This is a genomic window from Bifidobacterium boum (genome assembly GCF_000741535.1).
Classification (GTDB): Bacteria; Actinomycetota; Actinomycetes; order Actinomycetales; family Bifidobacteriaceae; genus Bifidobacterium; species Bifidobacterium boum.
Window position 1 is genome coordinate 239,631 of record NZ_JGYQ01000016.1, and the last position, 15,662, is coordinate 255,292.

Sequence of the window (15,662 nt, forward strand, 5' to 3'; positions counted from 1 at the left end):
CGTGTGTACACGTACGGATGGATGCCGCTCACCAGGCGTCGCCGCGTGCGTCCCGGATGCGACGGGCTGCAGCGGCAAGCGTTTCCTGCGGCATAAGCAGGCTGAAGCGTACGTATCCGGCGCCGGTCGGGCCGAAATCGGAGCCGGCGATCACCGCCACGCCCGCCTTGTCAATCAGCCATTGCGCGAAAGCCTGGTCGTCGCCGCCGGGAACCGGCAGCCAGGCGAACAGGCCGCCGTGCGAATCCGCCAAATGCAAACCGGCTTCTGCCAGGCCGTTACGCAAGGCGAGATACCGGTGGTGGTACCGGTCGGCGAGCACACGGACCGTGGACTGGTCGCTGTTCAGCCCCGCCGCGCCCGCGTCCTGCACAATCGAAGACACGAGCAGGCTGGTTTGTGCATGCACGGATTTGACAGCCGCCATGAGCTGGGCGTTGCCGGCCACGAAGCCGCCGCGCCAACCCGCGATCATGTACATTTTCGACAGCGAGCACAATTCCAGTGACACGTCAAGGGCGCCCGGGGTGCTCAGCAGGCTGATCGGCGGTTGCTCGTCGTAGCCGATACCGGCGTAGGCGAAATCGTTGACGATGACGACATGATGTTCCTTGCCGATGCGCACGGCTGTTTCGAACAGTTCACGGGTGGCTACCGCCCCGGTCGGATTGTTCGGATAGTTGAGGATGAGCAGTTTCGCCTCATCCCAGATGTCATCGGGGACGGCGTCAAGATCAGGCAGGAAGCCGCGTTCCGGGCTCGTAGGAATCGTGTATACCCGGCCTTGCACGACAGCGGTCGAGCCCTCGTACTGGGGATAGTACGGGCCGACCAGCGCCACCAAATCACCGGCGTTGACCAATGTCTGGATGACAGCGCTGATGCCGACGGACGCGCCGGCAGTCGCCAGCAGCTGGGTGGACGGGTCGAGCGTCACGCCGAATTCGCGTTGATACCATCCGGCAGCCGCTTTGAGGAACGCTGGCTTGCCGTTGAACGACGGGTATTTGAAATCAGCGGAATCTTGGGCGGCCTGGGCGATGGCGTCAATCATGAATTGCGGGGGCTGGCCGTCGGGATTGCCTTGGCTCAAGTCGATGATGTCATGCCCGGCGGCCTTGTAGCGGGCGACCCGAGCGTTGGCCGCAGCGAACGGATTCGCCGGGATGCCGCGCACCCGATCGGCGATATTCGCAGTGATGTCCTGTGTTGTTATGGTACTTGCCGTTGCTGCCTGTGTCATTCGTCCGCTCCTTTCACGCGACCGTTACCGGGGATTCCGGTTGCTGCCGCCTACTGTCTTGCGCCGTCTTGTGCTGTATGGTATGCAATCACGATTGCGCAGCGGAAACGCCTTGCAGGCTATCGCCGTTATCTATGCCGCACTATCAGATGCCCCGACCGAAGCCGGGCGGCGGGGGCTCGCGGGACACACGATTGACCTGCCGACGCGGCTTACGCCCGTAGCGGTGACCAGTTGTTGTGTGAGCCAATCCTCACAAAACCACACCCGGATGGCGTGTCGCGCTCCGTCATGATGGGCAGACTCCAGTCGAAAACGCCGCCGCACTGTATGCCCCGCACACGCAACCCGGCAAATGATCCGGCGGGTCCCGACAGTCGCAGCAGCCACGCCGTATCATCGTACGTTCAGGCGTAGCTCGTAGTGTTGATGAAACGACTAGACCATAGGAGCATCCATGACAGACAGCACTTGCGAAAGCACAGCGACGGCACCATACCAACTGCCGCAACGACCAATCAACGTGGCGATCCTTGGCGCCGGGCGTATCGCACAGAAAATGGCGACCACGCTCAATCTCATGGCCCGGAACGAGACGTATCGGGCGTATGCCAAACCGTACGCCATCGCCTCGCGCGACCAGAAACGCGCGGACGAATTCGCCGCGCAGTACGGCATCCCCGTGGCGTACGGGTCATACGCGCAGATGCTGGACGACCCGGAAGTCGACTTGGTGTACATCGCGACCCCGCATTCGTTGCACGCCGAACAGGCGATTGCGTGCATGGAAGCCGGCAAGCATGTGCTGGTTGAGAAGGCGTTCACAGTGAACGCCGGACAGGCGCAACGCGTGATCGAAGTCTCCCAGCAGACCGGAAAACTGTGCGCCGAGGCGATTTGGACACGGTACATGCCGTCGCGCGCGATGATTCGCCAGCTGGTCGAGGACGGCACCATCGGTGACGTGTGCGCGATCAGCGCGAATCTGAGTTATCCGACCACACACAAGCAGCGGATCATCGACCCGAAGCTCGCCGGCGGTGCGTTGCTTGATGTCGGCGTGTATCCGTTGAATTTCATCGATATGGCGATCGGCGGCGGCAGTAGACGCGACATCGCCCGCATGGAAACCGCAATGATTCCGTACAAGACCGGCGTGGACGCGCAAAGCACGACGACATTGTTCTACGATGACGGCGTGATGGCGGTAAGCACCTGCTCGCTGCTGGCCGTGTCCGACCGCGATGGGGCGATCTGGGGAACAGACGGCTACCTCATGTGCCGCAACGTGAACAACGTGGAACGCATCGACGTGTACGGCAAGGATCACGCGCTGACTCGCAGCATCCCCGTACCCGCGCAGCTGACCGGCTACGAGTACGAGGTCGCCGCCTGCGCCAGCGCAATCGCCGCCGGACAAACCGAATGCCCGGACATGCCGCACGCCGACACCCTGCGGATGATGCGCCTGCTCGACCACATCCGCGAGCGCTGGGGGCTGCGGTACCCGTGTGAGTGAGGTGGGTGTGTGCGATGCCGATCGATACCAGCACACATGACGACACGCACACCGTCTGATCGTTTGCCGTTGTATCCTGGGCCCTGACTGTGATCATCATGGGAGGGAGCGCAGCGTGGAGCACAATGAATCATCAACGCCGCATGCGGCACCGCAACCATCACGATCGGAGACGTCAAGCCGCTTGATCCGGGTCGTCGGTGCTGCAATCATGCGTGGCGGCACTATCTTGTGTGCGCAACGTGGCAGCGGCAAATCCTTGGCCGGATACTGGGAGTTCCCCGGCGGCAAAATCGAAATACATGAGACACCACAGCAAGCGCTTGAACGCGAGATTGAAGAAGAATTGCGCTGTGAGATCACAGTCGGACGCAAGCTATGCACAACTCAGTACACGTATGATTTCGGCACTATCGAATTGACGACATTCCTATGCCATTTGACACAAGGTGAGCCGTATCTGACTGAGCACCAAGAGGTTCGATGGCTGTTTCCCGATCATCTCCACGAGCTTGACTGGGCTCCGGCCGACAGGGAAGCCGTCGGATTGTTGAGCGGCATCCCGTCCACCGTCGGCGCAGACTACGATTCCCCGGAGGCCCGGCAATCATGACCACCACGCCAATGCCGAACATGTCCGGTCGTTTCTCAACTGAGCCCGCAGACTCCAGCATTATCGCCGATACCACGCAACGGCTTATCGCCGGATCACTGCGTTCGGGGTTCATCGTCGCGGACACCCGCGCAGACGAACGATATGTTCCTCAGCTGATCGCCAACCAAGGCGGCAGGACCATGGAGGACGCGCTGATCCATGAGCTGGACAACAGCAACGGCTTCTCCATGTCCGTCGCTTTCGTCACACAATCGGTGATCCAGACGCTCAAACAGCATTTCCTGAATTTCCACGATCACAATCATGCCCACGCCGGCAGTATCATCACCTCGACCTACAACTATTTCAATTCGCCGCAAGCGTTCCGGGAATTACATCAGCTTCAACAGACAACAGACATCGATGTACGTGTATGGGAACGGCCTGACGCCAACGGCCATCCGGATTCTGATCCTTCGCGCAACAACTACCATCCCAAAGGCTACGTATTCCGCCACACCATCAATGGGCAGGACGCGTACACGGTATATATCGGCAGCTCGAACCTGACCGAGAACGCCTTGAGAAACAACCGCGAGTGGAATCTGCGCGTCCCTTCTCTGCATAACGGTCGATTCGCACAGGAACTTGAGCAAGAGATCAAGCTGCAACGAGAACAATCCGTTCCACTTGATGACGCATGGATCGAAACGTACGAGGAAGAATTCAAGCGCCATGCCCCACTGCTTTCACCTTCACGCAGATCGTCAGGACCAGATCCTACACAATTCGACAATCAGCAGACCGATAAGCCTATAGAGCCGAACACAATGCAGCGAGAAGCGCTGGCGAATCTTCGCCGTCTGCGAGCGCAGGGTGAGACTCGTGCCATCGTGATTTCTGCGACCGGTACCGGAAAAACGTATTTGTCCGCGTTCGATGTGAAGCAATGCCATCCCAAGCGGATGCTATACTTGGTGCATCGCCAGGAAATCCTTACCAAAGCGATGGATTCTTACCGCCTTGTGCTGGGGTGTTCAGCAGACAAGCTCGGCCTGTACACGGGAAACGATAAACGCGGCGCTGATCGACAATACGTTTTCTCAACAGTGCAAACCATGGCACAGTCGTCAGTGTTAGATTCCTTCCCCACGGATGCGTTCGACTACATTCTCATCGATGAGGCTCACCATGCCGCAGCCGAAACGTACAAGCGCATCATCGACCATTTCACACCGAAATTCCTGCTCGGCATGACCGCGACCCCGGAACGCAACGACAGCGGGAACATCTTCGACCTGTTCGGCAACAACATCGCCTATGAGATCCGTCTCCAGCGGGCGCTTGAAGAGGACATGCTCTGCCCATTCCACTATTACGGTGTTAGCGAGTTCATCACCGAGACTGCGGAAGGACTGCCCGACACCGGTGTGAGTATGGGACACACGAACGACAAGGATCGAGCGGCACTACGCAAGTGGGTCAACGAATTGACTGCTGATGATCGCGTCAGCTACATCGTCGACAAGCTACGCGTGTATGGGCAGGCAGGGGAACCAGTTAAAGGCATCGTATTCTGCAGCCGGGTCGAAGAAGCCCAGATCCTCGCAGAGAAATTCACCCACTTCATCAATGAACAAGCGGAACACCCCTACCGCACCGCATGTCTGACAGGAGCCAGCAAGCCGAAAGAGCGCGAGCAGGTGGAGCAAGCGTTGCAACACGGCGAACTTGATTACATTTTCACCGTTGATCTATTCAATGAAGGCATCGATATTCCTGCTACCAACCAGATCGTGATGCTACGGCAAACACAGTCCAGCATCGTGTTCACTCAGCAGCTCGGCCGAGGCCTACGCAAATACCCTGGAAAATCATCAGTCGTCGTTGTGGATTTCATCGGCAATTACGCCAACAACTATCTCATCCCGATCGCCCTATACGGCAATAGCGGCGACCGCGACCGCGTACGCAAGAACCTAGGCAACCAAGCACCAGGCTTATGTTCGATCAGTTTCGACCCTATCGCCCGCAAGCGTGTGCTTGATGCGATCGATCATGCCGACCTGTCCGACATGAGAAAACTCAGCGAACAATATCGGGAACTGCGCCGCGAACTCAACCGGATCCCGATGCTCATGGACATCGCAGCACGCGACACATCACTCGTGTACACCATGGCCAGCAAATCGAAGAACTATCTGGCTTTCGTCCGTTCACGCGAGCGTAGTCTCAATGCAAAGAACGACGATGCCGATATGCGATTCCAGCTCGATGCGACGTCCTCGGCCGAAGACGGTATGCTGACCATGCTGACCGATACGCAGTTGCGTGGTCTACGGCCGCACGAGCTGGTGGCATTGGCGTTGCTCGCGGGGATTGATCTTCCATTCGCCTTACGTGAAACCCTCGATGCCCATACCAATACCCCTGCACGGATCGACCCTATGGACGTCTTGGACACTCCAGCGTTGCAGCGCCTAGTCTCTGAGCTGTTCCCTGCTTGCAATAGCGATGCAATGCAATGCGAGTCGGCGTTGCGCGTGCTCGACTATTCATATTTCAACAACGCGAACCGGAGTCGTTTCGGCGGCACGCCAATGATTGAACGGTTGGAAGATGACCGAGTGCGCCTGTCCGATCCATTACGCACCTCGCTGCAAGGAAATGCGACATTCCGCAGGTTCTTCGTGGATACCGTGCAGGCAGGACTGACTCTGTGCTTCCAGCGTTACCAGGAGGCCCATGGCACCGCCAGTAAGCAGGGTCTCCCGTTGTCTGCCGTGCTCGACCACGGGTTCATCGTCAGCGAAAAGTATTCACTGTTCGACGTAATGCGGATGTGCGGCTGGACTGACGAGCAAATACCGCAGAACGTGGGCGGTTACCGTTATGACGAGCACACCGGTACCATGCCGATCTTCATCAAGTACGAATCCAGCCAATATCAGGATCGGTTCGTCGATGATCAGAACATTGAGTGGTTCAGCAAGAACAATCGTTCTGCGCAATCGCCCGAATTCCAGTGGATCCGCGAGACCAACGACAAACCCTGGCAGGAGTCGCATTTCGTGCCGGTGTTCATCCGAAGGAAAGTCGAAACGAAGGAGACGACGTACTATTATGTCGGCCGCGCCGCGTCGATCGAGGATTCACACGAGGAAACCAATCGAGGCGTGAACAAGGACGGCGAAGAAATCCAGCAGCGCGTAGTGGTTTCCAACCTGCACCTGATCCACCCCGTGCCGCCGGATCTGCTGCGACACCTCACCGACGAGCAAGTTGGGTAACGGCGATGTCTCGGGTTTGAAGCCAAGCTCAAGTTGAAGCTCGTACCCGTATCCGGGTTATCTGTAGTACATGTCAGAAGTCATCTCACTTACGCGGGTTCATCGTTATCTGATATCAGAGTTGGAACTGTTGGAATTCCACAGTCCATACTTACGATTCAGGCAACGATGAACCCTCATAATGAAGATATGTCCCGGCAGGTACTACAGATAGCCGAGATGCACGTTTGCGATACCTCAGATACACAAGATACCGACCTTGGAACAGCGTTGTCGGATGGTACGCCCAGTTGTCCGCTATCTCGCAAGTCCTGAAACACTCAACATGCGTCTCCACACGGCAAGCGAAACGTCACTCCCCCACCCCATACACATATGAATCCTCGAAGAACGCGCGTTCGAGTCGGGCGACCTCGGGGAATACGGCGGCTTCCGGGCCGTCGACGCTCGCGTACCGGTTCACAAGCTCGATGAGATTGCCCACCCAGCGGCGGAACAGCTCACCCTCGTGCAATTCCACCCAACCGCGATGCGCCGGCACCTGCTGCACAACGCCCGCATCCACCGTGCGCTTGGCCCACGCCAGATACAGCCATTCCATCGCACACATCAGGCACAGCAGCTGGGCGAAACTGCCGGTCGCGGCAATCCGGTCAAGATACGCACAATACTCACGGTTCGCCGGGGTTTGCGGCACGCTCGCCTGCTGGCGCTCATCAACCCCATATTCCTCGAGGAACCGCAGAAAATACGGTTTCTCCTGGTCAGCGAAGAACTCGGCCTGCCGGTTGAGCATGTCGCGGATTTCCTGCGTCGGCGCCTGCGCGGTCAGGCGTTCCAGCGTCGGCTGCGTGAAGAACGTGAAATCCTGAATCAGATAGCTGATCAGCACGCTGTCAGGCAGCGTATCGTCAAGCAGTTCATTGACGAAACGCGAATTGATCGCCGCATTCCAGTCTTCGGCCGCAGCCAGATAAAACCGGTCCGCCACACTGCCGGGGGTCGCCCCGAGAAACGCGTAATCACCGCTGTTGCTCGCCGGAGCGAGCGGAACGTGCTTGGCTGCCGGTTCCCTCGTTTCAGTGGATTCCGCGGATGCGCCGGACTTGCCGGATTGACCGGTTTGAGCAATGTTCGGCACGATTGCCGTTCGAGAACCATGATTCGATTGAGCAGATGACGCCGTCATGGTCATTCCTTTCCTTCGCCGGTATTGCCCGGACAGGTTCACAGGGTCTGCGCCTTGCGCACTCTCAGCCGCGGACCCGCCGCAGCTCCCCTAGGTTGCCCAGCCACCCTACCTCAGGCACCGGGACATACACGCACGAGTTCCGCCCCTATCATCGAGTTGAGCCGCCCCTGCGTTCCGGAATTCGCCCGTCATGCACCATCGTGCGCCCCTGCGGCATATCCCCGGTCAGCATCACTATGCCCGTCTGCCAGCACGATTGCCGTCATCCCGCGCAATGTTCACTATTCCGCCGGATTCCGTCGGACGCCGCACCATCCGATACCAGCGCATCGAGAACCATTGAAAACGAGAACCAGCCTCATGCTCTGCGGCGTTCAATCATTGCGGCATATCACGTCGCGAGGTGCCCTACGTTCTATACTGCACTGTAACAACCGCCTGGATGCGCGTCCCGTACCGAATGCCGCTCGTATGCCACCGCATCACCATACTGTGAGGATTCCATGACCGATTCCGCTCTTCAACCGCAACAACACACGCCAACACCGCAGGATGCCGCGCCCGCCCCACTCAAGACGCCATTACCGCCATCTGGCTCTTTGCGCCGCGCGCCACATGTGCACGCCTCGACGACCCCCGGAGTGCATCGTCCGATGCGCCGAGCCGATCGCGAAGTACGCTCCCCACAGCAAATCAAGGATATTCTCGACTCGTGCGAGGTCGTGCGCGTCGCCTACCAGGACGCCGAAGGCCTGACCATCGTACCGATGAACTTCGGATACCGATTCACTCTCGAGCGATTCGCACACCCCGAAAACGACCTTCCGGTCAGCCTGTCGGAGGACGGGATACCGCTGCCGCCGGATTTCGGCGAGCTGCGGATTTTCCTGCATTCGGCGCATGAGGGGCGCAAGATCGACGCCATCAGTGCAGCCGGCAACGCGCTTCCAGTCGCCTTTGAACTTGACTGCGACCATCAGGTGCACGAAGGCCGCACACCATGCAACTGGTCGGCGTCCTTCCGTTCGATTGTCGGTACGGGCACGGCATCGGTGATAACGAATCTGGATGAGAAAATCACAGCCATGCAAGCCCTGATGAGCAAGCAAGCGGGCATGGATCACGTGCCGTTCACCGCACAGCAGATGATGAGCGTCACGGTCTGGCAAATCGTATCCACCAGTTTTACCGGCAAAATCCACACCGTCCCGCGCCCACACGGCGGCAAGTGATGTTCGGCAGGTGGCTGCAACTGGCGGCTGCTGAACATCCACTCGGGCCGACTGTGCGCGAATACACTGCCGTCTCGGGAATCTTGCGTGAGATAGTCGTGTAACAACAAACTCCCGCATCGGCGCGATTCCAGCGTCCGGCAGATGAAGGCGCATCGGCCGGACGCCGCGCCCCAACCTACGCAACCACACGCAGATACGCCGTCAATCCAGCCAAGTCGCCCAAGATACCAACACAACCGCAGGTCCCCGCATACCCCACAACACAGGCCCCGACAGAAACGCACCCATCTCCCGGACGCCGACACCCAGCCCACACAGGAACCCACAGATACCCAATCAACCCCCACAACCCGCACCAGAAGCCGACGCAACCACCAGTCCCCGCACACCCCGCAGCACAGGAACCCCCCAAAAACACACCCATTCCCCACACACCGGAACCCGGACCACTCAAGAACCCGCAGACGGCCGGCCAATTCCAACAGTCTGTGCCAGAAGCCGCCACAACCGCAAGTTCCCGAACAATCCGCGGCACAGGAACCGGCAGATACAAGCGTATCCGCCGGATGCCGGAACGCGGACCCCACAGCAACCCGCAGATACGCTCGCAACAAGCTGAGCACACAATCAGCGCAGCGATTCACCCGAGCAACGCGAGCAGATCATCCTTAGTAAGCCGGCTGATGGCGCTTCCACCGGTCGTCGACGCATCGTCCACAAATTTCGCCGCAAGATCGGACTTCGTATGCTGCAGGTTAAGGATGCGCTCCTCGATTGTATCCTTGGCCACAATCTGGTACACGTTCACATCCTGCGTCTGCCCGATGCGATGGGCACGGTCGGTCGCCTGGTTCTGCGCAGCTGCGTTCCACCACGGGTCGGCGTGCACCACCACGCAGGCACCCGTCAGGTTCAGTCCCGTATTGCCGGCCTTGAGCGAAATAAGAAACACCGGGGTGTCGTCATTGTTGAACTGGTTGACCAGCTCAAGCCGCTTCTTCTTCGGGGTTCCGCCGGTGATCACATCGTAATCAATGTCATCCTTGCGCAACCGCTTACCGATCAGATGCAGGTAGCTGGTGAACTGCGAGAAAATCAGCATCTTGCGTCCCGCATCACGGCAGGATTCCACAAGCTCCTCAATCGCATCAAGCTTGGCGGATTTCTTCCCCGCATTCTCGTACACCAACCGCGGGTCGCAACAAATCTGCCGCAGCCGGGTCAGCTGGGCAAGCACCTCAATCTTGCGCTGCCCGAAGTCGAAGTCCTTATCTTTGTTGATGGAAGCGCGCAACCGTTGTTCCATCGCAGCGTACAGTTTGCGCTGTTCGCCCTCCAGCTGGACGGTGATGACGTTCTCAATCTTGTCCGGCAAGTCACCCAGCACGTCTTTCTTCAGACGCCGCAGGATGAACGGTCCGACGAACACTTGCAACCGCCGTTGCACGATGTCATCGCCGCTGAGAATCGGCATTTCAAAGCGTGAACGGAAATGCCGGTAACTGCCGAGCATGCCCGGCATGAGAAAATCAAAAATGCTCCACAACTCAGACAACCGGTTTTCGATCGGCGTGCCGGTCAACGCGAAACGGTGCTTGGCTTTGAGCGCGCGCACAGCCTGCGAGGATTTGGTCGCATGGTTCTTCACGTACTGCGCTTCATCAAGCGCCACGCATGTGAACTGGATGTCCCGGTACTCGTCAAGGTCACGACGCAGCAGATCGTACGACGTGATGAGCAAGTCGTAGTCACGGGCGCTGGACAGGATCGCCTCACGCTCGTCCTTACTGCCGGCAAGCGTGGCGACATGCAGTTCGGGCGTGAATTTTTCCGCTTCCGCAGCCCAGTTGTATACCAACGATGCCGGGCAGACGATCAGGTTCGGGCCGGTTTCACGCGTTTCATCCAGCCTGCTGAGCAGCAGTGCGAGCATTTGCACGGTTTTGCCCAAACCCATTTCGTCAGCCAGGATTCCGCCGAATCCTTTGTCGCACACCGCGTTCAACCAACGGAATCCTTCTGCCTGATACGGTCGGAGTATGGGTTTGAGGCTGTCAGGCACTTGGTAGCGGTTCGGGTCGATGACCTTAAGGTTCTCGACATACTGGTGAAAACCGTCATCCTTGTCTTCATCGTCGGCCTGTCCGTCAAGGTAGAAAGCCTGGAATGCGGGCACGTCAACGGCACCATCGTCGAACGCATCCTTGTCGATCCCCAGATCGCCGGCGACAGTGTCGATTTCACTGGTGTCCATGGCTGCGAGGTCAACGAACCGGCCGTCACGCAACCGATGGAACCGCTTGCGCTGATGGTAGCTTTGCAACAGCAACGGCACTTCGCTCGGGTCGACTTCGTCGGCGATCGGCGAGATTTCAACCAAATCCGAACGCATGGACAGCCCGATTTTGATGGTTGGCGACGGCATGGAGGTCAATCCGTCGAACGCCGGAGTGGAGAACACGGTTCCCAGGCCACGCAGTACAGGCAGCCCTTCGGTCAGCAACCGGTATATCGCCTTGTCGTCATCCTCGGGAAGCCGGGCGACCGGACCGTCCGGCCGCGGGAAGTAATGCAGGAGCGCTTCGACGGCAAGCCGTTCGGTCGCAGTGTCCCGTGCGACGCCGTCGTGCCGCCCGTTGCCGTTGAAAATGTGGAAACGCTTCTCACCGTATCGGGCTTGCGCATCGCACGTAATCCCATCGCGGTCACGGTCAAAATACAGTTCGATTGTGCATGGCTGTTGAATGGTGGCTAGGAGCGTGGCGGGGATATCGGCGATCAGGCCATGCAAAAGCTTGTGCTCATGCTGTTGTGCCGGTTCTGCTGATTCACCCGTTGCCGCAACGGCAGCGCTATCGCCAGCAGCACTTGCATCATCCGGCTCACTGACCGGCACCCCGTCGACGGCCCCGACGGTCAGCTGCGGGAGTACAGTACGGCTGAACGTGGTCACGTCGCGTGGGCTCACATACTGTTCGGTTTCACGGTCCTCCCCGCACAAGGCGAGCGCAAGCTGCTCACGGCTGGCAAACTCGCGTGAGCAACGGAAAATCATCGGCAGTCCGTCAGTAGCGACCGGTATCCAGTCATGGCTCGGCGCCATGGTGGAGCCGACGATCGCGTAGGAGCGCGGGTGACCATCAATCATCGCCAATACATGCGCCGTGTGCGTAATGGTGTACCCGCCATCAGGTTCCGAAGTGATACGCAAACCGAAATCAGGGTCCCCGTCCACTACGCGCATATCGCGTGCGTTGACGAACGGCTGCCCGTATCGCGCGAATCCGACGGTTTCTTTTCCTTCAACAAACAGGTCAAGCAGTTCCGCCATCTCATCGTCGGCAAGAAGATACCCTTCGCCTGACGTTTGACGGATGCTTGAATAGTACATGGCGTCGCCCAGGCTTTCCCGGACTTGTGCGGCGCGGTCAAGAATGTCAAGCATCTTGCGTGACTGCTCGTCGAACGTGTCGCGCGTGTGGACGAACGCGAGTTTTTGCCCGTACTGGTAGTATTCCTGATCGCGCACGACACGGAGCAGACCGGGAATGCTTTTGACCACGTAACTGAGTTTGAGTGACGGGACCGCGAGTTTGAGTCGAATCGTGCAGCCGGACGACAAGTTTTTCGCGAACGCGAGTTCCAGATGCACGCTGCCGATGGGCAGGTGGCGGCTTCCTTGCACTGCGGTCGGTACGCCGCCATTTTGTTCTGCGGCGCTGACTTGTTTGAGCAGGTCAAGCTGCCGGTTTTTTGCCTGGTCGGCTTGCCGTCTATCCTCGTCGAACATGAAGCGTTCCAGCATCGGCGATGTACTGCGACGGCGACGCAAGCTTTGCTGGCTTTCATCCCCGTTCACCGTGAATGATGACGGGTCCTCGTTGTACGCCATGATGAGGGCGAGCACGTGTTTGCACATGCCACCGAATCTGCCGAACGCCGGGCATGTGCATGAGGAATCGTTGAAATCCGAACGATTCTCGTCGATATGGGTGCTGACGTCGTAATCGCTCAGGAAATTCTCAGTACTGTGCACGGTTGCGTGCAATGTTTCGCCATCATCTGTGTATGTGCAGGTGAAATCGCGCATCCTGTTGCTGGAAAGCACGTCAAACGCGCGGAAATACGCAGCGCCGCCCCGCCGCTTCAGCTTGCTTTCCGGTACGACTTCGTTGTGTGCCCCGTATGATGCTCCGGAATCCTCCTCATAATCCCGGTAGCTGTGATACCCGCCATTGCCTCGTCCCCCATATACCGACGCATGCCAGTCCATAACCACCATCCTTCATCACGCACGTATCCCATCGTAACGCAAGACGGGCGGGAGCACGATTGCGCGTTCCCGCCCGTCCATCACTCAGCGACGCTTCTTGCCACCAGCATGCTTATGGCCTGATTTCGCCTTTTTCCCCGCCTTGGTTTTCTTTGAGGCCTTCGCTTTCTTACCGGAAGTGGTGACGAACCGAACCTCATCGTGGCGATGATGCCCGCCTTTCTTGAACCCGTTCGCACGGTGGCCGAACTCGCGGTCACGACGCTGCTTGCGGTTGTGTGGTCCCTCATCGTACGAGGAGATACGGCGTCCGGTGTGGCGTTGCGGCATGTCATCTTCACGGCCGGAGCGATCGAAGCGTTGTGCACGATCGAAACGGTCAGTGCGGTCGAAGGTGCGTTCACCGCGGTCAAAGCGGTCCTGACGGTCGAAATCACGGTCGGAACGCTTCTTGCCGTGCTTATGGCCTTTGGCATCCTTATGCCCGTGACGCTTGGCATCCTTGAATGCTGTGAAATCATCGGACGCAGCGAAATCCACGGATTGCGGCTGGTCGAAGCGGTCGAATGCTTCGCGGGAAGCATCAGCCTTGCCGCCCTTGCCCTTGTGCTCGTGGCGATCGGCATGGTCACGGCGCCCTTTACGGTCCTTACGATCCTTACGCTTGCGACCACCGTCCTTCTTCTTGCCGTGCTTGTCGCCGAAGTCGACCTTGCCCAAATCCCAGCCTTCTACGACGGGCGCGACCTCACCGACAAGTTCAAGCAGTTCCGGGGAATCCGGTGTGACCGCGACCGGTTTCGCGTCAATGCCCGCGTTGCGGAACAGGCGGTGCGAGGACCGGCGCTGGTTCGGCAGCACGAGCGTCACCACATCACCATGCTCGCCCGCACGCGCGGTACGGCCGGAACGGTGCAGGAACGACTTCGGGTCAGCGGGCGGTTCGGTCTGGATCACCAAAGCGACATCGCTGACATCGATGCCTCGCGCGGCGACATCCGTAGCGACCAGCACACGGACGAAACCACGTTCGAAGGCGGCAAGATGATGATCGCGCTGCTTTTGCGACAGGTTGCCTTGCAAATCAACCGCGGGAATGCCATGTTTGATAAGCTTTTCAGCAAGCTCCTTGGCCTGGTATTTCGTGCGGGTGAAGATGATGCGCTTGTCCTTGCCGCTGGCGAGCGCACGGATCACGTCGGGCTTGTTGTCCTTGGTGACTTTGAAGACGTGTTGGGTGAGGGTATCGACTTGGGCGTCGGCGGCGTCGACCGCGTGGACTTTCGGCTCGTGCAGGAATTCGTCGACGAGCTTGTCGACACCGTGGTCGAGGGTCGCGGAGAACAGCATGCGCTGACCGTCCGGGGCGACTTGTGCGAGGAGTTTCTCGACGGACGGCAGGAAGCCCATGTCGGCCATTTCATCGGCTTCGTCCAGCACCGCGACGCGTACGGATTCAAGGGTGAGCAGCTTCTGGTTGAGCAGGTCCTCGAGACGGCCCGGGCAGGCGACGATGATCTGGGCGCCTCGACGCAGCCCGTCAACCTGACGGCCTTGCCGTACGCCGCCGTAAATGGTGACGGTGCGCATGCCGTACACTTCGGCCAGTGGGCGGACGACCTCATCGATCTGGTTGACCAGTTCTCGCGTCGGGGCGAGGATGAGTGCGCGCGGATGCGGCAGCATGGCTTTCTTGCGTGCGTCCTTGTCGTCGCTGTTTTTCAGTGCATGGAAGTCGCGGATCGCATCATCGGATTCGCTGGTTTGGGCGAGCTGCGCCACCAGCGGGATGGAGAAGGCGAGAGTCTTGCCGGAACCGGTTTGGCCGCGGCCGAGAATATCGCGTCCGGCGAGGGAGTCGGGCAGAGTGTCCGCTTGGATGGGGAATGCCGTGGTTTTGCCGTCACGCGCGAGCACGTCGACCAGCTCATGTGGAACCCCGAGTTCGGCGAAAGTGCGCGGCGGTTCGTCGCGGTGCGCCGCGGAATCAGCAGCCGCGGCTTCAGCTGCGGCGACATATTTGCTTTCGTGGAGTTCTTCTTCGATGTTCTGGTTCTTGAAGGAGGAGATCTTGTCGCCACGGCGTTCGAAGCGTTTACCGCCCTTATGCCCGCCCTTGCCGTGATGTTTGAAGGAATCGCTATGCCGCTTGCCGTCGTGCTTATGGGCATGCTGAGAGGATTTGGAATCAGTCACTGTGTTCTTTCGATCGTAAGTCGGCCGCGGGAGCGGCCCAGCCGCACTCCAGCGGCGTTATTCAGACACTTCAGTTTATCGCGAGGTGTCGAATTCGACGCGCGGCGCGTGGATCGACG

8 protein-coding genes and 1 riboswitch are annotated in these 15,662 nt (G+C 59.0%); of the genes, 4 read left to right on the plus strand and 4 right to left on the minus strand.

The features are described 5' to 3' along the window. Nucleotides 1–28 precede the first annotated feature (28 nt). Complete coding sequence (locus BBOU_RS06865) at nucleotides 29–1,243, minus strand: pyridoxal phosphate-dependent aminotransferase (RefSeq protein WP_081815437.1); 1,215 nt, start codon at nucleotides 1,241–1,243, stop codon at nucleotides 29–31. Nucleotides 1,244–1,700: 457 nt separating this feature from the next. Here BBOU_RS06865 and BBOU_RS06870 point away from each other — a divergent pair, with 457 nt between their 5' ends. The 3 genes from BBOU_RS06870 to BBOU_RS06880 all read left to right on the plus strand — a co-directional run bounded on the left by BBOU_RS06870 (nucleotide 1,701) and on the right by BBOU_RS06880 (nucleotide 6,647). Beyond that, nucleotides 1,701–2,762, plus strand: coding sequence for a Gfo/Idh/MocA family protein (locus tag BBOU_RS06870; protein WP_051616590.1), 1,062 nt, complete (start codon nucleotides 1,701–1,703; stop codon nucleotides 2,760–2,762). Between the two features lie 184 nt (nucleotides 2,763–2,946). Further along, nucleotides 2,947–3,375: a (deoxy)nucleoside triphosphate pyrophosphohydrolase gene (locus tag BBOU_RS06875; RefSeq protein ID WP_268820246.1), complete on the plus strand. Its 429-nt coding sequence runs from the start codon at nucleotides 2,947–2,949 to the stop codon at nucleotides 3,373–3,375. Continuing rightward, entirely contained in the window at nucleotides 3,372–6,647 is a 3,276-nt protein-coding gene (locus tag BBOU_RS06880) for a DEAD/DEAH box helicase (protein ID WP_238552131.1), read from the plus strand. Before BBOU_RS06875 ends, BBOU_RS06880 begins: the two co-directional genes overlap by 4 nt. A 352-nt stretch (nucleotides 6,648–6,999) precedes the next feature. Here the strand turns inward: BBOU_RS06880 and BBOU_RS06885 are convergent, their stop codons facing one another. Beyond that, nucleotides 7,000–7,836 carry a TenA family protein gene (locus BBOU_RS06885; RefSeq protein ID WP_152595623.1) on the minus strand — a complete coding sequence of 279 codons (837 nt, stop codon included), beginning with the start codon at nucleotides 7,834–7,836 and terminating at the stop codon, nucleotides 7,000–7,002. After that, nucleotides 7,830–7,938, minus strand: a riboswitch (TPP riboswitch). It overlaps the preceding gene by 7 nt. Nucleotides 7,939–8,492: 554 nt before the next feature. On the opposite strand from BBOU_RS06885, the gene BBOU_RS06890 reads away from it, so the two are divergent. After that, nucleotides 8,493–9,071: a pyridoxamine 5'-phosphate oxidase family protein gene (locus BBOU_RS06890; protein ID WP_026502318.1), complete on the plus strand. Its 579-nt coding sequence runs from the start codon at nucleotides 8,493–8,495 to the stop codon at nucleotides 9,069–9,071. A gap of 643 nt (nucleotides 9,072–9,714) precedes the next feature. Here BBOU_RS06890 and BBOU_RS06895 read toward each other — a convergent pair. Both BBOU_RS06895 and BBOU_RS06900 read right to left on the minus strand, forming a co-directional pair. Then, nucleotides 9,715–13,347, minus strand: a complete 3,633-nt coding sequence (locus BBOU_RS06895; protein ID WP_026502319.1) for a DEAD/DEAH box helicase — start codon at nucleotides 13,345–13,347, stop codon at nucleotides 9,715–9,717. 84 nt (nucleotides 13,348–13,431) lie between these two features. Beyond that, on the minus strand, nucleotides 13,432–15,543 hold the full coding sequence (locus BBOU_RS06900; RefSeq protein WP_033490320.1) for a DEAD/DEAH box helicase: 2,112 nt from the start codon (nucleotides 15,541–15,543) through the stop codon (nucleotides 13,432–13,434). Nucleotides 15,544–15,662 lie beyond the last annotated feature (119 nt).

Excerpts from the sequence above, each read along its gene's own strand:
- BBOU_RS06885 (WP_152595623.1), bottom strand. The coding sequence starts at position 7,836 with ATGACGGCGTCATCTGCTCAATCGAATCATGGTTCTCGAACGGCAATC.
- BBOU_RS06865 (WP_081815437.1), bottom strand. The coding sequence starts at position 1,243 with ATGACACAGGCAGCAACGGCAAGTACCATAACAACACAGGACATCACT.
- BBOU_RS06895 (WP_026502319.1), bottom strand. The coding sequence starts at position 13,347 with ATGGACTGGCATGCGTCGGTATATGGGGGACGAGGCAATGGCGGGTAT.
- BBOU_RS06880 (WP_238552131.1), top strand. The coding sequence starts at position 3,372 with ATGACCACCACGCCAATGCCGAACATGTCCGGTCGTTTCTCAACTGAG.
- BBOU_RS06870 (WP_051616590.1), top strand. The coding sequence starts at position 1,701 with ATGACAGACAGCACTTGCGAAAGCACAGCGACGGCACCATACCAACTG.
- BBOU_RS06890 (WP_026502318.1), top strand. The coding sequence starts at position 8,493 with ATGCGCCGAGCCGATCGCGAAGTACGCTCCCCACAGCAAATCAAGGAT.